This is a genomic window from Bradyrhizobium ferriligni (assembly GCF_056837965.1).
This window is the reverse complement of record NZ_JBXEJO010000114.1, coordinates 1-20,224: the sequence shown is the minus strand read 5'-3', so window position 1 is coordinate 20,224 and position 20,224 is coordinate 1. Positions and strand designations below refer to the sequence as shown.

Here is a 20,224-nt window from a genome sequence, read left to right as displayed (position 1 = left end):
ACAGAGCTCTCCCTGATCTGGCGCTTGATCACCTTGCCATTGGCGTTGCGCGGCAGCGGCTCTGATGTCAGCGCCATGGTCTCCGGCACCTTGTAGTCGGAGAGCCGCTCGGCGCACCAGGCGCGCAGGCTCTCCGCATTCACGTCCGTGCGGGTCACGATCACGGCGTGCACGCGCTCGCCGAGCACCGGGCACGGTTTGGCGATGATCGCGCTCTCGACCACCGCGGGATGGCCGGCCAGGACGGACTCGACCTCGGCGGAATAAATCTTCAGGCCGCCGCGGTTGATCATGTCCTTCTGGCGGTCGAGCACGCGGACGAAGTTCTTCGTATCGATCGAACCGAGATCGCCGGAGTGCCAGAAGCCGGCGGTGAAACTCTCCGCGGTTGCCTTCGGATTGTTCCAGTAGCCCTTGATGACCGAGGCGCTGCGGATCCAGAGCTCGCCGATCTCGCCGCGCGGCAGTTCGCGGCCGTCGGCGCCCATCACGATGATCTCGGCGCCGGGACACGGCAGGCCGACGCTGTCGATATGGGCGGCGGTCAGCTCGCCCGGCATCAAGGTCGAGGGCGACGTGGTCTCGGTCGCGCCGTAGCAATTCGCAAGCTTCAGTCCGGGAATCTTGGCGTCGAGTTTTTCGATGGTCGCGACCGGCATCGGCGCGCCGCCGAAGCCGCCGATCCGCCAGCTCGACAGATCGTAGCTGTCGAAATCCGGCTGCATCAGGCAGAGATTGTACATCGCCGGCACCATCACCGTGTAGGTGACGCGCTCGCGCGCCGCGACCTTCAGATATTCCGAGGCCTTGAACTCCGGCATGATGATCAGCGCGCCGGCGCAGCGTGCCATCGTGGTGATGTTGGCGACCGCGCCGGTGACATGCGCGAGCGGCACCGCGGCGATCGAGCGATCGGCCCTGGTCAGCTTCAGGCACGAGGCGAACACCATCGAGGAGTGGATGATGTTGCAATGGGCGAGCATGGCGCCCTTCGGCCGGCCCGTGGTGCCCGAGGTGTAGAGGATCATCGCGGTGTCCTCTTCCCTCACCTCCGCCGGTGCCTGGGCCTGCGCGTTATCGGCGAGGCCAGCGAATTGCGATGCGCCGTCGTCGCTGACGGAGATGCGATGCTTGAGGCCGGGAATGTCGGCCGCATCAGGGATGCGGTCGGCAAGCGTGGCCTCATGGACCAGAAGCGTCGCGCCGCAATCGTTCAGCACGTAGGCGATCTCGGGCTTCTGCTGGCGCGTCGAGAGCAGGACCGTGGCCAGCCCGGCATGCGCGGCGGCGAACATCGTCAGCACGAATTCGATGCGGTTACCGAGCAGGATCGCGACGCGGTCGCCGGGCGCAAGGCCGAGTTTGGAAAAGCCCGCCGCGACCTTGGCCGATTTCGCCGCGACCTCGCGCCAGCTCAGACGCGTCGCGCCGCAGACCAGCGCCTCGCCGTCCCCATTCTGCGCAACGGCGTCCGCGATCATCGCCCACAGGCTCCCGGGCCGCTCCGGGAAAGCCGGCACGACGCGGTCACCGAAGCGCGGCTCGAGCCGCATCGGCGGAATTGCGTGCTGCGACCAGTCCATGTCTGCCCCGTCAGCTCTTCTTCATGCCGTAGACGTGCTCCGGCCCAGGGAATGCGCGGCTCTTCACGTCGCGCGCATAGCCCGCGATCGCCTCCTCGATCATCGGCCCGAGATTGCCGTAGCGGCGCACGAATTTCGGCGCCCGCGGCGACAAGCCGAGCATGTCCTCCAGCACCAGCACCTGGCCGTCGCAGGCCGCGCTGGCGCCGATGCCGATGGTGGGCACGGCGATCGACTGCGTGATCTTGCGCGCCAGCGGCTCGGCGACCGCCTCGACCACGATCGAGAACGCGCCCGCCTCCGCGATCGCCCTGGCGTCGTTCTCGATCGGCGCCCAGTTCTCCTCCTCGCGGCCCTGCGCGCGGAACGAGCCGAGCGTGTTGATCGACTGAGGCGTCAGACCGATATGGCCCATCACCGGAATGCCGCGGTCGGACAGGAACGCCACCGTCTCCGCCATCCGCGCGCCGCCCTCGAGCTTGACCGCGCCGCACAGCGTTTCCTTCATGATCCGCACCGCGGATTGAAACGCCTGCTCCTTCGAACCCTCATAGGAGCCGAATGGCATATCCACCACGACGAGCGCGGCTTGCGAGCCGCGCATCACCGCGCGGCCCTGCAGGATCATCATGTCGAGAGTCACCGGCACGGTGGTCTCGAAGCCGTGCATGACGTTGCCGAGGGAATCGCCGACCAGGATGGCGTCGCAATGACGGTCGACCAGCGCCGCGGTGTGCGCATGATAGGACGTCAGCATCACGATCGGCTCGCCGTTCTTGCGGGCGCGCAGATCGGGCGCGGTCTTGCGCTTGATGGCGGATTGAACAGACATAGTCAGGCTCCCATGACAGGCACGCCGATCACGACCGGGTGGAACGCAAACGCCAGCGCCAGATAGACGATGACACCGACCGCGATCGCGATCAGGTCGTTGGTTGGGCCGCCCACCGGAATCGGCGGCGCGCCGGCATCCGTGCGGCGCTTCAGCGAGATGCGGTCATAGACCGCCCAGCCGAGAAACGAGCCGAACAGGATGATCGAGCCGAGGTCGCCATTGGCGACCAGATGCGCGAACGCCCACAGCTTCACGCCGGCGAGCATCGGATGCTTCAGCGTGGTGTAGATGCGGCCGCGGACATAGGAGGCGACGACGAGGATGACGGCGGGCAGCATCAGCGCCACGGCGATATGCTTGAACGCGGTCGGCGGCGTCCAGACGTCGATCCATCCGGTCGCGCGATAATGCGCAAAGCCCCAGATGATCAGCACGAGCCCGGCCGCGGAGGCGAGCGAATAGGCGATCTTGTAGACGCCCTCGCCCGTCGCCTTGATCAGGCCGGCGCGCATCTCGCGCAGGCTGGACAGCACATGGACGCCGAGGAACAGCACGAGACCCAGGATCATGACGAGCAGTCCCACGATGTTCCTCCCCTGATCGATCAATGCCTTCGCGTATCACCTTCGCCGGGCGGGTGGCAATGCGTCAGCTTCACGGCTTGCCGGCCGATTTAGCCAGCTCGCGGTTGTCGACGTAGCGGATCATGATCGGCCGGCCGGCCAGCGCCCCGCCCAATCCGCCGGTGAATTTCAGCGGCAGGCAGGCATCCAGCGAGGCATTGATCGCGTTGAGGTAGGTGGTGCGGGTGTCGGCCGGGATGCCCCGCGTCGAAAATGTCAGGCGCGGCGTGCCGATCATCTCGCCGGTCCGCTTGAAGCTGAAGCGCACCGACATCTGCATGCCCTCGCGCGCGTCGTCCGGCGGCGGCGGCGCCCAGCAGGCGCGCATCGCGGCGAAGAGATCGCCGATGGTATCGAGATCATGATCCGGCTTGCGGTACTTCGCGGCCTGGTCCTGCGGCGGCACCGTGAGGATCGTGAGCTGGAGATTTTCGCCGTACGGATAATCGATCTCGGGCAGGCACGGCCCGTGGTTGAACACGCTGCAATAGGATGGGATGCAGGGTCCACTGTCGAGCACGCTGCAGGGTGTGTGTGCGAACGGCACCGGGTTGGTCTGATGCCGCTGCCGCGCAGAGGCCAAGCCCGCGAGGGCGAACGCCAGCACGGCAAAGGCGAGGCAGATGGCGACGCGTCGGAGCATGCAGATGGACCCGGATTGCGCTTCCGGGGAAAATGGTGCCGCGCCCGGAGCGCATCAAGCGGGGCCGTGTTCAATTCCTTGCGCTCGCGCCAACCTCTGCTGTGATCGCCCGGCTTGCCGCCTCCGCAAGATGCTACGGCGCGCCTATCACCTGAGCCGGGTCGAAGCCTTGGCGTAGACGGGACCGGGCGATCCAGTATTCCAGAGGCAGCAGTGATCGATTGATGGGCCGCGGCGTAGTGGGTCCCCCGGTCAAGCCGGGGGACGACACCGCGTATGCGGCCTTACGCCTTCTCCTTCACGTCCACGCGCTTTTCTCGCCACAACCCCGCTGTCATCGCCCGGTTCGACCGGGCGATCCAGTATTCCAGAGGCAGTTGTGATTGACCGATAGGCCCCGGCGTACTGGGTCCCCCGGTCAAGCCGGGGGACGACACCGGAGCAAGCGGCCTTACGCCTTCTTCTTCACGTCCTTGACGTTGGAGAAGGTGATGCCCTCGGCGCGCTCGCGGGTGTAGCCGAGATAGAACTCGTTCTTGGCCATGAACACGGGATCGCCGTCGACGTCGTCGGCGATGCCGGAATTGTTGGCCGAGATGAAAGTGTCGAGCTTCTTGCGGTCGTCGGATGAGATCCAGCGCGCCAGCGAGAATTCAGAGATCTCGAACTCGACCGGCAGCGAATATTCCGCATCGAGCCGCGCCTTCAGCACGTCGAGCTGCAGCGGGCCGACCACCCCGACCAGCGCCGGCGCGCCGTCGCGCGGGCGGAACACCTGCACGACGCCCTCCTCCGACATCTGCTGCAAGGCTTCCTTCAGCTTCTTCGCCTTCATCGCGTCGGTGAGCCGAACGCGGCGGACGATTTCCGGCGCGAAGCTCGGCACGCCGACGAAGGTCAGATCCTCGCCCTCGGTCAGGGTATCGCCGATCCGCAGCGTGCCGTGGTTCGGAATGCCGACGACGTCGCCGGCAAAGGCCTCGTCGGCGACCGAGCGGTCCTGCGCGAAGAAGAACTGCGGGCTCGACAGGCTCATGTTCTTGCCGGTGCGCACCAGCTTGGCCTTCATGCCGCGGCTGAGCTTGCCCGAGCACAGCCGGGCGAAGGCGATGCGGTCGCGGTGGTTCGGATCCATGTTGGCCTGGATCTTGAACACGAACGCGCTCATGCGCGGCTCGGCGGCCTCGACCTTGCGCAAATCCGAGTCCTGCGCGCGCGGCGCCGGCGCGAACTTGCCGAGGCCTTCCAGCAAATCGCCGACGCCGAAATTGCGCAGCGCGCTGCCGAAATAGACCGGCGTCAGATGGCCTTCGCGGAACGCCGCGAGCTCGAACGGCTTGCAGGCCTCCGACGCCAGCGCGAGCTCGTCCTTGACCTCGGCGACGTCGAGATTGGGGTTGCGCTTGCCGAGATCGGCGATGTCGATCTGCTCGGTGGCGCCGGTCTTGGCGCCGCCGCCCTCGAGCAGCCGCACGCCACCATTGACGACGTCATAGGTGCCGAGGAAGTCGCGGCCACGGCCGACCGGCCAGGTCATCGGCGTGGTGTCGAGCGCCAGCGTCTTTTCGATCTCGTCCAGGAGCTCGAACGTGTCGCGGCTCTCGCGGTCCATCTTGTTGATGAAGGTGATGATCGGGATGTCGCGCAGCCGGCATACCTCGAACAGTTTTCGCGTGCGCGCCTCGATGCCCTTCGCGGCGTCGATCACCATGACCGCGGAATCGACCGCGGTGAGCGTGCGATAGGTATCTTCCGAGAAGTCCTCGTGGCCCGGCGTGTCCAAGAGGTTGAACACAAGGTCGTTGAACTCGAAGGTCATCACCGAGGTGACGACCGAGATGCCGCGCTCGCGCTCGATCTTCATCCAGTCCGAGCGCGTGTTGCGCCGCTCGCCCTTGGCTTTGACCTGGCCCGCGAGATTGATGGCGCCGCCGAACAGCAGCAGCTTTTCCGTCAGCGTGGTCTTGCCGGCGTCCGGGTGCGAGATGATCGCAAAGGTCCGCCGTCGCGCCACTTCCTCTGAAAGCGGCGAGCGGGACGGCGATTCGGCTGAAACTGAAATGTCGGACATGGCGGGGCATTTGGCAGGGAAAACGGGCGCAATCAAGGGCGTTTTGTCGCAATGCGGAACGGCCGCACCTTCCCCATATAGGCACCGGAAGGACGACCTTCTCCTCACCATACCATTCGCGGGGACGACCCTGCCTTATCTGGAGGGTTCGTGATGGCTTGGACCATTCTGTTCACCGCTGGCCTGCTCGAGATCGGCTGGGCGATCGGGCTGAAATATACCGAAGGTTTCTCGCGGCTGGTGCCGTCGGTGCTGACGCTGGCGGCGATGGCCGGCAGCGTGATCCTGCTCGGCCTCGCGCTCAAGACGCTGCCGATTGGAACCGCCTATGCGGTCTGGACCGGGATCGGCGCGGTCGGCACCGCTGCGCTCGGCATCATCCTGCTCGGCGAACCCGCGACCGCGATGCGGCTGGCCAGCATCGGGCTGATCGTTGCCGGCATCGTCGGGCTGAAGCTGGTCGGCTGATGACTTCCTTGGGACGCGTTTTGTTAACGCGAACCGGCTTCCACTTCGCTCGAAAACGCTACTTCAAAATCTGCACCGCCCAATAGCTCGCGGCTGCGACCGCGGCCGACGCCGGGATCGTGATCACCCAGGCGTAGACGATCGAGCTCGCCACATTCCAGCGCACGGCAGAGAGCCGCCGTGCCGCGCCGACGCCGACGATGGCGCCGGTGATGGTGTGCGTGGTCGATACGGGAACCCCGAGATAGGTCGCCATGAACAGCGTCGCGGCGCCGCCGGTTTCGGCGCAAAAGCCCTGCATCGGCGTCAGCTTGGTGATCCGCAGCCCCATGGTGCGGACGATCCGCCAGCCGCCCATCAGCGTGCCCAGCGCCATCGCGCTCTGGCAGGCCAGCACCACCCAGAACGGAATCTCGAAGGTGTCGCCGAGATGGCCCTGCGAATAGAGCAGCACGGCGATGATGCCCATGGTCTTCTGCGCGTCGTTGCCGCCATGGCCGAGCGAATAGAGCGACGCCGAGGCGAATTGCAGGATGCGGAAGGCGCGATCGACCGCGAACGGCGTCGAGCGCACCGAGAGCCAGGACACGACCGCGACCAGCACCAGCGCCAGCAGGAAGCCGACCAGCGGCGACAGCACGATCGCGAGCAAGGTCTTGGAGAGCCCGCTCCACACCGCCGCCGAAATGCCCGCCTTCGCCATGCCGGCGCCGACCAGGCCGCCGATCAGCGCGTGCGAGCTCGACGACGGAATGCCCAGCGCCCAGGTGATCACGTTCCAGACGATCGCGCCGACCAATGCTGCGAAGATCACGGTCGCATCCACCACCGACGGCTCGATGATCCCGGTGCCGATGGTGTTGGCAACGTGCAGGCCGAACACCAGGAACGCGACGAAGTTGAAGAACGCCGCCCAGAACACCGCATATTGCGGCCGCAGCACGCGAGTCGAGACGATGGTCGCGATCGAGTTCGCCGCATCGTGCAGGCCGTTCAGGAAGTCGAACAGCAGCGCGACCGCGATCAGGACGGTCAGAATTGGAAGACCCAGCGTGGCGTCCACGTGATGCCCCGCTCTACACTTGCTCGATCACGATCGAGTTGATCTCGTTGGCGACGTCGTCGAAGCGGTCGGCCACCTTCTCGAGATGGTCGTAGATCTCCGCGCCGACGATGTAGTCCATCGTGTTGGCGTCGCGGTGCTTCAGGAACAGCTCCTTGAGCCCGATATCCTGGAGATCGTCGACCCGGCCCTCGAGCTTGGTCAGTTCCTCGGTGATCTGGGTCAGCATCGAGACGTTGTGGCCGATCGACTGCAACAGGGGCAGCGCGCGGACCACCAGATTGGCGCATTCGACGATCAGGCCGCCCATCTCGCGCATCGGCGGCTCGAACTCGCGCACCTCGAACAGCATGACTGCCTTTGCGGTCGCTTGCATCTGGTCGACCGCGTCGTCCATCGAGGTGATCAGGTTCTTGATATCGCCGCGATCGAACGGGGTGATGAAGGTGCGGCGAACCGCGGTCAGGACCTCGCGGGTGACGCTATCGGCGTCGTTCTCGAACTGATTGACGCGCTGGCAAAAGACGGGTGTCTCCTCCCCGCCCTTCAGCATGCCCTGCAACGCCAATGCACACTGCACCGAAGTCTGGGCGTGGCGGGCGAACAGGTCGAAAAAGCGCTCTTCCTTCGGCAGGAAAGCGCGAAACCACCGCAGCATGTCTCAGTTCCATCATTCCGGGACAGCCCTTTTAGCGACTGTCACAGAACTGTCATAGAGCATCTGGCGGGGAAAGCACCGGGATCGACCGCCCAAACGGGCGGTCGTCCACCGCTATGTCGGCCGACAATCGCCGAGACCTGCCCTACAGCGACCGCCGCAACAAATGGGCCAGCTCACCGACCAGGCCGCGCCGGAACAGCAGCACGCAGGCCACGAAGATCACGCCCTGGATCACCGTCACCCACTGGCCGAAACCGGCGAGATATTGCTGCATGGCGATGATCACGAAGGCGCCGACCACCGGGCCGAAGATGGTGCCGAGACCGCCGACCAGCGTCATCAGCACGATTTCACCGGACATCGACCAGTGCACGTCGGTGAGCGAGGCATTCTGCGCCACGAACACCTTCAGCGAGCCGGCAAAGCCCGCCAGCGTGCCCGACAGGATGTAGGCCAGCATCTTGTACTGGTCGGTCTTGTAGCCGAGCGAAATCGCGCGCGGCTCGTTCTCGCGGATCGACTTCAGCACCTCGCCGAACGGCGAGTTGATGGTGCGGTAGATCAGCAGGAAACCGGCGAGGAAGCCGACCAGAACGACGTAATAGAGCACCATCGGCTTCGACAGGTCGAAGATGCCGAGCAGGTGGCCCTGCGGGATGCCCTGGATGCCGTCCTCACCATGGGTGAACGGCGCCTGCAGGTAGATGAAGTAGAGCAGCTGCGACAGCGCCAGCGTGATCATCGAGAAATAGATGCCCTGGCGGCGGATCGAGATGAAGCCGGTGACGAGGCCGAGCAAGGCCGCGGCCGCGGTGCCGACCAGGATGCCGAGCTCCGGCGACAGCCCCCACACCTTCAGCGCATGCGCCGAGACGTAACCGGCGGTGCCGAGGAACATCGCGTGGCCGAACGACAGCAGGCCGCCATAGCCGATCAGGAGGTTGAAGGCGCAGGCGAGCAGCGCGAAGCACAGCGCCTGCATGACGAAGAACGGATAGATCCCCGTCCACGGCACGATCGCCAGCAGCAGCGCCATCGCGGCGAATACGATCATCTCGTCGCGCATCGCGCGCGGCGTGATCGGAAGTGTATCGTCGGTCAATGCTGACATATCAAGCCGCCCGTCCCGTCAGTCCCGTTGGCTTCACCAGCAACACCACCACCATCAGGACAAACACCACGGTGTTGGAGGCCTCGGGATAAAAATACTTGGTCAGTCCCTCGATCACGCCGAGCGCGAAGCCGGTGATGATCGAGCCCATGATCGAGCCCATGCCGCCGATCACGACCACCGCGAACACCACGATGATGAGATCGGCGCCCATTAGCGGGCGGACCTGGTTGATCGGCGCCGACAGCACGCCGGCGAGCGCGGCAAGACCGACACCGAGCCCGTAGGTCAGCGTGATCATGCGCGGCACGTTGATGCCGAACGCGCGCACCAGCGTCGGGTTCTCGGTTGCGGCGCGCAGGTAGGCGCCGAGCTGCGTCTTCTCGATCAGGAACCAGGTGGCAAGGCACACCACGAGCGAGAAGATGACGACCCAGCCGCGATAGATCGGCAGGAACATGAAGCCGAGATTGACGCCGCCCTTGAGCTGATCCGGGATCGAGTAAGGCAGGCCCGAGGAGCCGAAATAGTTCTGGAACACGCCCTGCACGATCAGCGCGATGCCGAAGGTCAGCAGCAGTCCGTAGAGATGGTCGAGGCCGGTCAGCCATTGCAGCATGGTCCGCTCGAGGATCATGCCGAAGATGCCGACCACGACGGGTGCGATGATCAGCGCCCACCAGTAATTGATGCCGCCCAGGTTGAGCAGGAAATACGCCACGAAGGCGCCCATCATGTAGAGCGCGCCATGCGCGAAATTGATGATGTTGAGCATGCCGAAGATGACGGCGAGCCCCAGACTGAGCAGCGCGTAGAACGAGCCGTTGATCAGTCCCACCAGAAGCTGTGCGTAGAGAGCCTGCATCGAATGAGCTTTCGCTAGATAGATGAAGCCCGCCGGCCACGCGCATGGCCGGCGGGCATGATCGTCACTTCTTCAGAAGCGCGCAGGTGCTCTTGTCGAGCGGCGTGAAGGCCTGGTTGCCCGGCACGGTGCCGACCAGCTTGTAGAAGTCCCACGGTCCCTTGGACTCCGAGGGCTTCTTCACCTCGAACAGATAGGCGTCGTGGGTGACGCGGCCGTTGGCCTCGACCTCGCCCTTGCCGAACAGCGGATCGTCGGTCGGGATCGTCTTCATCTTCGCGACCACCTTGGCGCCGTCATGCGGATTGCCGCCGAGCGCTTCCAGCGCCTTGAAGTAATGAATGAGGCCCGCATAGACGCCGGCCTGCACCATGGTCGGCGGCGCGCTGTTCTTCATCCGCTCCGAGAAGCGCTTGGAGAAGGCGCGGGTCTTGTCGTTGAGGTCCCAGTAGAACGTCTCGGTGAAGTTGAGGCCCTGCGCGGTCTCGAGTCCGATCGCCTTGACGTCGGTGAGGAACAGCAGCAGCGCCGCGAGCTTCTGGCCGCCCTTGACGATGCCGAACTCGGCCGCCTGCTTGATCGAGTTGGTGGTGTCGCCGCCGGCATTGGCGAGGCCGATGATCTTGGCCTTGGAGGCCTGCGCCTGCAGCAGGAAGGAGGAGAAGTCGGCGGTGTTGAGCGGATGCTTGACGCCGCCGACCACCTTGCCGCCATTGGCGGTGACGACGGCCGTGGTGTCGCGCTCGAGCGCCGCGCCGAACGCGTAGTCCGCGGTGAGGAAGAACCAGGTGTCCCCGCCCGCCTTCACCAGCGCCTGGCCGGTGGCGTGGGCGAGCATGTAGGTGTCGTAGGTCCAGTGCACGGTATTCGGCGAGCACTGCGCGTTGGTGAGATCCGAAGTGGCGGCGCCCGAATTGATGTAGACGCCGTTCTTTTCCTTCACGACGTTGTTGACCGCGAGCGCGACGCCGGAATTCGGCACGTCGGCGATGGTGTCGACCTTGTCGACGTCGAACCACTGGCGGGCGATGGTGGTGCCGATATCGGGCTTGTTCTGGTGGTCGCCGGAGATCACGTCGATGGTCCAGCCCTTGGCCTTGAGGCCGGAATCCTCGGCCGCCATCTGCGCCGCCAGCACCGAGCCGGGACCGGCGAGGTCGGCGTAGAGACCGGACTGATCGGACAACACGCCGATCTTGACCGTCTTGTCGAGCTTTTCCTGGGCGGAGGCGACGCTTGCAGCCGAGAGCACCATCGCGGTGCCGAGCAGGAGCGCTGAAATCTTGTTCTTCATGTCGTATTCCCTCGTCCTAAATTTTCTGGTTCTGGCGATATCAGACGCCGAGATAGGTATGGAGCTTGTCCATGTTGGCCGACAGCTCGGAATTGGCGAAGCCGTCGATCACCTTGCCGTGCTCGACAATGTAGTAGCGGTCCGCAACGGTCGAGGCGAAACGGAAATTCTGTTCGACCAACAGGATGGTGAATCCCTGCGACTTCAGGCGCGCAATGGTGTGCCCTATCTGCTGAATGATGACCGGCGCCAACCCTTCGGTCGGCTCGTCCAGCATCAGGAAGCGCGCGCCGGTCCGCAGGATGCGCGCAATCGCCAGCATCTGCTGCTCGCCGCCCGAGAGCTTGGTGCCCTGGCTGGTGAGGCGCTCCTTCAGGTTGGGAAACAGCGTGAAGATCTGGTCGAGCGGCAGGCCGCCCGGGCGCACCACCGGCGGCAGCAGCAGGTTCTCGCGCACGTCGAGGCTGGCGAAAATGCCGCGCTCCTCGGGACAGAATGCGATGCCGAGCCGCGCAATCCGGTCCGAGGTGGCGCGGATGATTTCCTGATTGTCGAAGCGGATCGAGCCGGAGCGCTTGCCGATGACGCCCATCACCGACTTCAACGTGGTGGTCTTGCCGGCACCGTTGCGGCCGAGCAGCGTCACCACCTCGCCGGCCTTCACGTTGAAATTGATGCCGTGAAGGATGTGGGATTCGCCGTACCAGGCCTGCAGATCCTTGACCGTCAGCACGTCGGCGCCGGCCGCAGCCACGGGCTTCTCCGCCAGTTTTGCCTCAGCCATGACCCGCTCCCAGATAGGCTTCCTTCACGCGCTCGTCCTTGGAGAGGTCGGCGTAGTTGCCCTCCGCCAGCACCTGCCCGCGCGTCAGCACGGTGATGATGTCGGAAAGGTTGGCCACCACCGAGAGGTTATGCTCGACCATCAGGATGGTGTATTTCGCGGAGATCCGCTTGATCAGCGCCGCGATCTTGTCGATGTCCTCGTGGCCCATGCCGGCCATCGGCTCGTCGAGCAGCATCATCTCGGGGTCGAGCGCGAGCGTCGTTGCAATTTCAAGTGCGCGCTTGCGGCCGTACGGCATCTCGACCGCCGGTGTGTTGGCGAATTCGCTCAAGCCGACGTCGTTCAGGAGCTCGTGGGCGCGCGGATTGAAGCGGTCGAGCACGCTTTTCGAACGCCAGAAATCGAACGACGAACCGTGTTGCCGCTGCAGCGCCACGCGAACGTTCTCGAGCGCCGTCAGATGCGGAAATACCGCTGAAATCTGAAACGAACGGACCAGCCCGAGGCGCGCAACGTCGGCCGGCGGCATCGCGGTGATGTCGTGGCCCTTGTAGCGAATCTGGCCTGCCGACGGCTTCAGGAATTTGGTCAGCAGATTGAAACAGGTCGTCTTGCCGGCGCCGTTCGGCCCGATCAACGCATGGATACTGCCCCGACGCACTTTCAACGCGACGTCGCGAACGGCGAAGAAACCCGCGAATTCCTTGGTCAATCCGCTGGTTTCGAGGATGAACTCATCGGCCAAATAGATTCCCCCATACGCCATCGCTGCGAAGCCCCTCGCCCGCGTGGCCAGCTTTTTTCGTGTCCGACAGGCGTCCGATCCGTCTTGGAAACCGTCCGGGGCCCGTCGCCTCCGGGCCGGAATATGCCGTCATCTGCGGCGGTTACGCAAGGTGGAAAGCTGTGCAGTGCGGCATCCGCGTGACCGGTTCCGGTTGATCCTTAGTCGAATGGCATTTCGGCGCGCTTTGCGCCTCGGGAAAGCGGTCGTTAACGGTGTTTTGCTCCGGACTCCGACTTTCATAGAATATTTCCGCGCCTCGGCGAAGCTCCGGCCATTGCATTATGAATGGCTTGAGCCTTGCATTTCGAGCGCGCCAGTTCTTCGGTCGTCAAATCGATCCCGCAACGTGATTTCGGCGCGTGGCTGCGACTTTATGCCCGCAGCCAAACCATCCCGCACATCGATGAACTTGTCCCTGGTCGCATCCCGTTCGGGGATGTGCCTGAATTCGGCTAGCCGATGCAATTCAGAAGTGCCGATCCATCGGTGGTCAAGTCGATCACGCAGCGTGTGCTGCTGAACGCCTGGCTGCGCGCGCTGCGCCTGCCGGACGCGCTTCCGCTGTTGTGCGACTTCCATACCGAGGGCAGCGCCGACGAACGCGCCGACATGATGAGCTTTGACGTGGTCGGCAGCGGCGAGGCCGCGCGTTTCCTGATCACGCAGGAAGGCGCGAGACTGACGACGGCCTATGGCAACGAGCATGTCGAAGCGCGGCTGCGCACCAACCGCTATCTTGACGATGCGATCGGCCCGGAGCGCTACGCGGGGGTGATCCTGTCCTATCGTGCCTGCGTGGCGCGCAAGCGCCCGACCTACACCGTTGCGACGGTCGCCGACGCCGACGGCAAGGAGGTCTCCTATGAACGACTGCTCTTGCCGTTCGGACGCGGCGATGCCGTCGAGCACATCATCGGCTCCTACAAGGCGATCAGCATCGAAGGCCGCTTTCGGCTGCACGATCTGATGGGCGTGAAGGCGAAGTCGGTCCCGGTCGTCACGGAGCGTGCCGTGATCGACCGGAGGTTCGTCCCGACGGATCGTCCCGTGAGCCATGATTCAGTCGAGTTGATCTAGACGCATCGCTTCACGCGAAGCGCTCACCCCATCGCTGCAAGCGCATCAACCCTTCTTGCGCGCCTTTGCCGGCACTTCGTTGGCGTAGATGTCCGGCTTGAAGCCGACCACGCGCTTGCCCCCGAGATCGAGCACCGGCCGCTTGATCATCGAGGGCTGCTCGGCCATCAGCGCCACCGCCTTGCGCTCGTTCAAGCCTTCCTTGTCGGCATCGGGCAGCTTCTTGAAGGTCGTGCCGGCGCGGTTGAGCAGCATTTCCCAGCCGACCTCGTCGCTCCATTGCTTGAGTTTGTCCTTGGCGATCCCGGCGGTCTTGTAATCGTGGAAGTCGTAGGCGACGCCGTGCTCGTCGAGCCAGCTGCGCGCCTTCTTCATGGTGTCGCAGTTCTTGATGCCGTAGATGGTGATGGTCAAAGCCGTTCCCCGCATGCGATTGCGGCGGGGAAACTAGCCTCACTGCAACGGCAACGCCAGATCAGACCGCGCCGCGAGGACGTGAAGAAGGCGTAGTGCCGTGCTCGGTGTCGTCCCCCGGCTCGACCGGGGGACCCAGTACGCCGCGGCATCTCCGTGATCGGTGCATGGCGCTCGCCAGAAACACCGCCGTCGTCCTGGCGAAAGCCAGGATCCATAACCACCGCAGTTGATTGTGAATGGGATCGCGGCCCCAGCGTCGCGCAATGACTGAGATTTGGGGTAATGGGTCCTGGCTTTCGCCAGGACGACGATGAGGGCGGTTGATCGCACTCAGTGCGCATAGTGCGTGAAGACGAAATCCTGATCGCTGGCATGGGCCTCATGACAGGCAAAGCACGTCTCGTGCTGGGCGGCATCGACCGGCTTGCCGTCGATGAAGCGGCCAAAGCCCCAGCCTCCGGTCGCGGCATATTTGGCGGCGTCCTTGACCATCACCTGGACCGTGGTCGCCGGCCCCGTGATGAACGCGCCGTCGAGGCCTGCAACCGGCTTGCGCTTCCAGGCCAGCTTGACCAGCACGGTGCCGTCGGGGAAACGCGCGGCGCCGTCCTGATAGGCCTTCACGGCGGTCGCGTTGCCGAGCACGCTGCGAAGCTCGTCCAGCCCGGTCTCCTCGCCGACCGCAATCAGCTTCCAGTCGCGATAGCCGTCCGGAATTTTCACGCCGAAGATCGGCGACGCCAGTGCCGCATCGTCGGCATGTCCGACGGCAAACGGCAATGACGCACTGATGCAGGCTGCCGCGATCGCGGCAGCTGCCCATTTCAAAACCTGTCTCATGATTGCTGTTCCGCGCTCGATTCTTTTTTGACGCGTTTTCTTCACGCGAACCGGTATCCACTTCGCTCGAAAACGCTCTAGACCTTGCTGACGTCGATGATGGCCTGGACGAAGGCCTGCGGCGCTTCCTGCGGCAGATTGTGGCCGATACCGCCGGTCAGGAGCCGATGCTCATAGTGGCCGGAGAACTTCTTGGCATAGGCGGCAGGCTCCGGATGCGGCGCGCCGTTGGCATCGCCCTCCATCGTAATGGTCGGGATCGCGATGACAGGCGCCTGGGCGAGCGTCTTCTCGAACGCGTCGTACTTCGCCTCGCCCTCGGCAAGACCAAGCCGCCAGCGGTAATTGTGGATCACGATACCGACGTGATCGGTGTTCTCGAAAGCCGCCGCGCTGCGGTCGTAGGTGGCGTCGTCGAACTTCCATTGCGGCGACGCCAGCTGCCAGATCAGCTTGTTAAAATCGTGCCGGTTCTTGGCATAGCCCTCGCGGCCGCGCTCGGTCGCGAAATAGAACTGGTACCACCATTGCAGCTCGGCCTTCGGCGGCAGCGGCATCTTGCCGGCCGCCTGGCTGCCGATCAGATAGCCGCTCACCGACACCATGGCCCTGCAGCGCTCGGGCCAGAGCACCGCCATGATATTGGCGGTGCGCGCGCCCCAATCATAGCCGCCGAGCACGGCCTTCTCGATCTTCAGCGCATCCATCAGCGCAATGATGTCGGCTGAGACCGCGACCGGCTGGCCGCTGCGCATCGTGTCGCTGGAGAGGAAGCGCGTCGTGCCATAGCCGCGCAGATGCGGCACGATCACGCGGTAGCCGGCCTCGGCCAGCGCCGGCGCGACGTCGGCATAGCTGTGGATGTCGTAGGGCCAGCCGTGCAGCAGGATCACTGCGGGACCGGACGCAGGACCCATCTCGACATAACCGGTATCAAGCACGCCGGCATTGATCTGCTTGACGGGACCGATCGAGGTGTGGGCGCCGGCCCTGATCGCGGGCAGCGCCGGCTTGGACTGCGCGCTGGCCGAGCCGAGGAAGCCGAGCTTGGAGGCGGCAAGGATCCCGCCGGCGATGCCAAGGAAGCGGCGGCGTTGCTGATTGATGGACTGCGACATGGCGATCTCCTGCATCTGGTGTCGGGATGGAATATTGCAGAGACCGCCCCCGTCCGCTTTCAGAGGACGTGGATTTGTCCTTCAGACCGTCGTGATTTTGGCTCCGGGCGGCCTGTGCTAGGTTCCGCCACCGATTCAGCCGCCGGCCGCCGGACTATCGAATTTGACTTACCATTTCAACGACTTGACCCTCGATTCCGAGCGCCGTGAGCTGCGCCGTGGCGATGCTCTGGTGGCCGTCGAGCCCCAGGTCTTCGACCTCATCGAGTTCCTGATCCGCGCCCGCGATCGGGTCGTCAGCCGCGACGAGGTGCTGGCCGCGGTCTGGCACGGCCGGATCGTCTCGGAAGCGACGCTGAGCAGCCGGATCAACGCCGCGCGGACAGCGATCGGCGACAATGGCGAGGAGCAGCGGCTGATCCGCACCCTGCCCCGCAAGGGTCTCCGCTTTGTCGGCGATGTCAGGGAGGACACCGCGCACGATCGTCCGGTTGCAGACAATGCCAGCCCGCCGCGGCCGAGCGAGGGCCCATCGATCGCGGTGCTGCCGTTCACCAATATGAGCGGCGATCCCGAACAGGATTATTTCGCCGACGGGATCGCCGAGGACATCACTACCGCGCTCGCGCGTTGCAGCCGCCTCACCGTGATCGCGCGCAACTCCGCCTTCACCTACAAGGGCAAGGCGGTCGACATCCGCCAGGTCGGCCGCGATCTCGGCGTCGGCTATGTGCTCGAGGGCAGCGTCCGCCGCGGCGGCGAGCGGCTGCGCATCACCGGACAGCTGATCGACGCCGTCTCCGGCGCGCATCTGTGGGCCGACCGGTTCGATGGCGCCGCCACCGACGTGTTCGACCTGCAGGACCGCATCACCGAGAACGTGGTCGGCGCGATCGAGCCGACCTTGCTCGTCGCGGAAGCCGAGCGGGTGCGGGCAGCGCCGCCCGACAGGCTCGACGCCTACGACCTGCTGCTGCGCGCCTACAGCCTGCGTTACGAGTTCACGCCCGAGAGCATGGCAGCTGCACTCGATTGCCTCGACCAGGCGCTGGCGCTCGACCCGGCCTATGCGCCCGCGCTGGCGGCCTCGGCCTATTGTCATGCGATGCGCCATGTCCAGGGCTGGCTGAAGCCGAACGACGCCTATCGCGAACGCGCGGTCGCGCAGGCCTGGCGCGCGGTCGAGCTTGCGCCCGGTGACCCGCAGGTGCTGTGGATGGCGGCGTTCGCGATCTGGAACATGGCCGACGAGATCGAGCCCGCGCGCGACCTGTTCGAGCGTTCGCTTGCGATCAATCCGAACTCGGCGATGGCGCTGGTGCTCGGCGGCTGGATCGAGGCGATGCGTGGTAATCAGAAAGCCGGCCGCGCCATGATCGAGCGCGCGCAACGGCTGAACCCGCGCGACCCGCGCGGCTGGTTCGCCGCCGCGGCGCTGGCGATCTGCGCGGTGCTCGACCAGAATTTCACTGAGGCGGTGATGTGGGCCGACAAGGCGCTGGCGCAGAACCGCCGCTTCGCGGTGGCGCTGCGCGTCCTGATCGTGGCGCTGGTCAAGACCGGCGACAACGCGCGTGCGGCCCAGATCGCGCGCGAGTTGCTCAAGATCGACCCGGAGTTCACGATCTCCGGCTTCCTGTCGCGGATCCCGTTTCCCGTGGAATCGATGTCCGCGACCTACCGCGAGACGCTGAAGGCGGCCGGCGTCCCCGACTGACGCCGCTCGGAGGACGCGACGACCATTCACCCGTGGTACGCCGCGGCTTGCTTGGCAGCATCGGCGTGATGGCAGTCGATTCCTCGTCGGAGAGTTCGTAGCGCTCGCGCGCGCGACCAGAACAATTCAGTCTTCCGAGCGCAGAGCCGCTTCGATGCGCTGGATCAGCCGCTCCCGCAGCGAAGGCACCGCGTTGCCGAGAACGGCGAAGGTGCGGACGATGGGCAAATACGGCTCCATTGCCGCCGTTAGCTCCGCGAGAGACATGCCGGCCAGCCGAGCATATTCGGATTGCGCCGCCGCATTGGTCGCGCGCGGCCGCTCCGGATTGTCGGCGACTTCCGGCCCGAGCTCGGACAGGATCACGCGCAAGAACCCAAGCTCGAGGACGGCGGGCCCGCACATCGCGCTGACCCAGTCGACCAGCTTTGGGCCTTCCGCCGTCATGATCACGTTACCGGGGCTCAGGTCGGTATGGCAAAGCCCGTCGCCCGGCGGCAAGCGATCGATCAGCGCGAGGATTTCAGTGGCGATGTGCTTCGGGAGCTTGCCGTCGTCGCGCCCCAACTGAGCCTCCATATACCCGCGCATGGAGAGGACCTCCGGCGGCAGGGGCGTCTTGTGAATGGACATGGCAAGAGCCGCGATGATCGCGCCGGCCTGTTCGAACGTCACCGCGCCGGTTCGGGTTAGCTGCAGCAGGGTCGGTCCGTCGAGACGCTGCAGCACGATGCCGAACCGCCCGTCCAGGGTCACCTCGCCGAACACCTCCGGCACCGGCGCGCCAACGGCGTGAACGGCGCGGATCATGCGCACCTCGAACCAGGGCATCCGCCGCGGCAAGCCGGGCTTGAACAGTTTGACGACTTGCCCCGGCGCCCAGGCGTAGGCTTCGGAGTAGGCGCCTTCACCGATCTTTTCCCTCAGCGATCCCTGCATCTTTATCCCCCGTGTTGCTGTGACCCTCACCCTATGGGCACTCGTCATAGGCGGTGCGAAGCGACGCCGTTCTTCGAACGGCTATGGCCGGGCATGCCGCCTTCGCTGAAGCTTCGGCGGCCGAGCGAGTATGTTGGCCCGGCGTAGCCTTGGCGTAGACGGGATGACCGAGAGTAATCACCCCGCCGAGCGCAGGGCCGCCTCGACGCGCTGGATCAGCCGCTCCCGCATCTCAGGCATGGCCCCGCCGAGCAGGAGGAAGACGCGGACGATCGGCAAATAGGGCTGCATCGCCGCCGTGAGCGCCGCAGGGGCGATGCCGGCCAGCCGCGCATACTCCGCCTGCAGAACCGAATTGACCGTGGCCCGCTCCGGGTCGTCGGCGTGTTCCGGGTCAAGCTCGGCAATCAGGACATGGCACTGCGCAATCTCGTAGGCGGCAGGCGCACGAGCCGCGCCGAGCCAGTCAATCAGTCTCGGACCCTGCGCCGTCATGATCACGTTGCCGGGGTGAAGATCGGAATGGCACAGCACGTCATCGGGTGCGAGGTGCTCGATCAGCGCGAGGACGCCGGTGGTGATGCGCTCCGGAAGCACGCTGCCGCCGAACCGCAATCTGGCGTCCATCGCCTCGCGCAGCGAGAGTGCGTCCGGCGGCGGCTGCGTCTTGTGAACGGCAAGGCAGAGCGTCGCAAGGATTGCGCCCGCTTGTTCACGCGTGATGGCGCCGGTGCGCGTAGCCTGCGTCAGGGTCGGCCCATCGAACCGCGGCATCACGATGCCAAAGCGGCCGTCCAGGGTGACTTCGCCGAGCACCTCCGGCGCCGGGCCGCCGGCGGCGAAGACCGCGCGGGTCATTTGCGTCTCGTGCTGGACGACCCACTGCGGGATACCCGGCTTGGACAACTTGACGACCTGACCGGGCGCCCAGGCGTGGACATCAGCGAAGACGCCTTTGCCGATCTTCTCTCCCAGCGATCCCCGCATGCCCGTTCTCCGCCGTGCAGAGGAAACACCGGCGGCGAGCAAAAAGGAACCCCTCCCGTCGCGGGACCGCCGGACACGATGATCGCGTTTCAACCTGCAGAGACCGTCGTTCACTCCGCTAAATGGTGCCAAGTCCGGTTGTGGCGCCCTTCGGCGATCTCGGGAGATGTCCGCTTTTCCGCCGCTGTTGGGGGGTCAAGCGGACATCAGGCGCCAGCTGCTGAATGAGTACATGGCCCAGCACTACTTTGGCAGATTGTTGATTTTGTCGCGTTTTATAGGATTCCCGAATCGATTTTTCAATGATTCATGGATGGTCGGCTCTTGGAGGGCTGACC

General features: G+C 65.0%; 21 protein-coding genes. 4 read left to right on the top strand and 17 right to left on the bottom strand.

Going from position 1 to position 20,224, the window contains the following annotated elements; all coding sequences use genetic code 11:
* From AC1VNY_RS40240 to AC1VNY_RS40220, 5 genes are all read right to left on the bottom strand, one after another.
* A partial coding sequence (locus tag AC1VNY_RS40240) for a class I adenylate-forming enzyme family protein (protein ID WP_482409336.1) occupies nt 1–1,583 on the bottom strand: 1,583 nt, incomplete at its 3' end.
* A 10-nt stretch (nt 1,584–1,593) separates the two neighbouring features.
* The gene (gene panB, locus AC1VNY_RS40235; protein ID WP_028344770.1) at nt 1,594–2,415 is read right to left on the bottom strand and encodes a 3-methyl-2-oxobutanoate hydroxymethyltransferase; all 822 of its coding nucleotides are present in this window, start codon (nt 2,413–2,415) and stop codon (nt 1,594–1,596) included.
* 2 nt (nt 2,416–2,417) lie between these two features.
* Nucleotides 2,418–3,002 (bottom strand): NnrU family protein, encoded by a 585-nt coding sequence (locus AC1VNY_RS40230; protein ID WP_482409335.1) that lies wholly within the window; start codon nt 3,000–3,002, stop codon nt 2,418–2,420.
* 70 nt (nt 3,003–3,072) lie between these two features.
* The gene (locus tag AC1VNY_RS40225) at nt 3,073–3,684 is read right to left on the bottom strand and encodes a hypothetical protein (protein ID WP_482409334.1); all 612 of its coding nucleotides are present in this window, start codon (nt 3,682–3,684) and stop codon (nt 3,073–3,075) included.
* Between the two features lie 451 nt (nt 3,685–4,135).
* Nucleotides 4,136–5,755, bottom strand: coding sequence for a peptide chain release factor 3 (locus AC1VNY_RS40220; RefSeq protein ID WP_482409333.1), 1,620 nt, complete (start codon nt 5,753–5,755; stop codon nt 4,136–4,138).
* 153 nt (nt 5,756–5,908) lie between these two features.
* Here AC1VNY_RS40220 and sugE point away from each other — a divergent pair, with 153 nt between their 5' ends.
* Complete coding sequence (gene sugE, locus AC1VNY_RS40215; protein ID WP_016839884.1) at nt 5,909–6,223, top strand: quaternary ammonium compound efflux SMR transporter SugE; 315 nt, start codon at nt 5,909–5,911, stop codon at nt 6,221–6,223.
* Nucleotides 6,224–6,281: 58 nt separating this feature from the next.
* Here the strand turns inward: sugE and AC1VNY_RS40210 are convergent, their stop codons facing one another.
* The 7 genes from AC1VNY_RS40210 to AC1VNY_RS40180 all read right to left on the bottom strand — a co-directional run bounded on the left by AC1VNY_RS40210 (nt 6,282) and on the right by AC1VNY_RS40180 (nt 12,749).
* On the bottom strand, nt 6,282–7,286 hold the full coding sequence (locus AC1VNY_RS40210; protein WP_482409332.1) for an inorganic phosphate transporter: 1,005 nt from the start codon (nt 7,284–7,286) through the stop codon (nt 6,282–6,284).
* Nucleotides 7,287–7,299: 13 nt separating this feature from the next.
* Nucleotides 7,300–7,944, bottom strand: a complete 645-nt coding sequence (locus AC1VNY_RS40205) for a DUF47 domain-containing protein (protein ID WP_482409331.1) — start codon at nt 7,942–7,944, stop codon at nt 7,300–7,302.
* A 145-nt stretch (nt 7,945–8,089) separates the two neighbouring features.
* Entirely contained in the window at nt 8,090–9,058 is a 969-nt protein-coding gene (locus tag AC1VNY_RS40200; RefSeq protein ID WP_026192674.1) for a branched-chain amino acid ABC transporter permease, read from the bottom strand.
* A gap of 1 nt (nt 9,059) precedes the next feature.
* Nucleotides 9,060–9,923, bottom strand: coding sequence for a branched-chain amino acid ABC transporter permease (locus AC1VNY_RS40195; RefSeq protein ID WP_016839880.1), 864 nt, complete (start codon nt 9,921–9,923; stop codon nt 9,060–9,062).
* A 64-nt stretch (nt 9,924–9,987) separates the two neighbouring features.
* The gene (locus AC1VNY_RS40190) at nt 9,988–11,217 is read right to left on the bottom strand and encodes an ABC transporter substrate-binding protein (RefSeq protein WP_461191069.1); all 1,230 of its coding nucleotides are present in this window, start codon (nt 11,215–11,217) and stop codon (nt 9,988–9,990) included.
* A gap of 40 nt (nt 11,218–11,257) precedes the next feature.
* Entirely contained in the window at nt 11,258–12,001 is a 744-nt protein-coding gene (locus tag AC1VNY_RS40185; RefSeq protein WP_018271255.1) for an ABC transporter ATP-binding protein, read from the bottom strand.
* Nucleotides 11,994–12,749 (bottom strand): ABC transporter ATP-binding protein, encoded by a 756-nt coding sequence (locus AC1VNY_RS40180; protein WP_016839877.1) that lies wholly within the window; start codon nt 12,747–12,749, stop codon nt 11,994–11,996. Before AC1VNY_RS40180 ends, AC1VNY_RS40185 begins: the two co-directional genes overlap by 8 nt.
* A gap of 339 nt (nt 12,750–13,088) precedes the next feature.
* Between AC1VNY_RS40180 and AC1VNY_RS40175 the strand changes: the two genes are divergently transcribed.
* Together AC1VNY_RS40175 and AC1VNY_RS40170 are read left to right on the top strand one after the other, a co-directional pair.
* Nucleotides 13,089–13,247, top strand: a complete 159-nt coding sequence (locus AC1VNY_RS40175) for a hypothetical protein (RefSeq protein ID WP_482409330.1) — start codon at nt 13,089–13,091, stop codon at nt 13,245–13,247.
* A 3-nt stretch (nt 13,248–13,250) separates the two neighbouring features.
* A complete protein-coding gene (locus AC1VNY_RS40170) occupies nt 13,251–13,868 on the top strand; it encodes a hypothetical protein (RefSeq protein ID WP_482409329.1) in 618 nt (205 codons plus the stop codon).
* A 45-nt stretch (nt 13,869–13,913) separates the two neighbouring features.
* Here AC1VNY_RS40170 and AC1VNY_RS40165 read toward each other — a convergent pair whose 3' ends face one another.
* The 3 genes from AC1VNY_RS40165 to AC1VNY_RS40155 all read right to left on the bottom strand — a co-directional run bounded on the left by AC1VNY_RS40165 (nt 13,914) and on the right by AC1VNY_RS40155 (nt 16,243).
* The gene (locus AC1VNY_RS40165; protein ID WP_482409328.1) at nt 13,914–14,282 is read right to left on the bottom strand and encodes an ArsC family reductase; all 369 of its coding nucleotides are present in this window, start codon (nt 14,280–14,282) and stop codon (nt 13,914–13,916) included.
* 333 nt (nt 14,283–14,615) lie between these two features.
* A complete protein-coding gene (locus tag AC1VNY_RS40160; protein ID WP_482409327.1) occupies nt 14,616–15,125 on the bottom strand; it encodes a cytochrome P460 family protein in 510 nt (169 codons plus the stop codon).
* Nucleotides 15,126–15,202: 77 nt separating this feature from the next.
* Complete coding sequence (locus AC1VNY_RS40155) at nt 15,203–16,243, bottom strand: alpha/beta fold hydrolase (protein ID WP_482409326.1); 1,041 nt, start codon at nt 16,241–16,243, stop codon at nt 15,203–15,205.
* A gap of 163 nt (nt 16,244–16,406) precedes the next feature.
* On the opposite strand from AC1VNY_RS40155, the gene AC1VNY_RS40150 reads away from it, so the two are divergent.
* A complete protein-coding gene (locus AC1VNY_RS40150; RefSeq protein ID WP_482409325.1) occupies nt 16,407–17,960 on the top strand; it encodes a winged helix-turn-helix domain-containing protein in 1,554 nt (517 codons plus the stop codon).
* 126 nt (nt 17,961–18,086) lie between these two features.
* On the opposite strand, the gene AC1VNY_RS40145 is transcribed toward AC1VNY_RS40150, so the two are convergent.
* The gene (locus AC1VNY_RS40145) at nt 18,087–18,899 is read right to left on the bottom strand and encodes an aminoglycoside phosphotransferase family protein (RefSeq protein ID WP_482409324.1); all 813 of its coding nucleotides are present in this window, start codon (nt 18,897–18,899) and stop codon (nt 18,087–18,089) included.
* Nucleotides 18,900–19,076: 177 nt separating this feature from the next.
* A complete protein-coding gene (locus AC1VNY_RS40140; RefSeq protein WP_482409323.1) occupies nt 19,077–19,886 on the bottom strand; it encodes a phosphotransferase in 810 nt (269 codons plus the stop codon).
* Nucleotides 19,887–20,224: the final 338 nt, after the last annotated feature.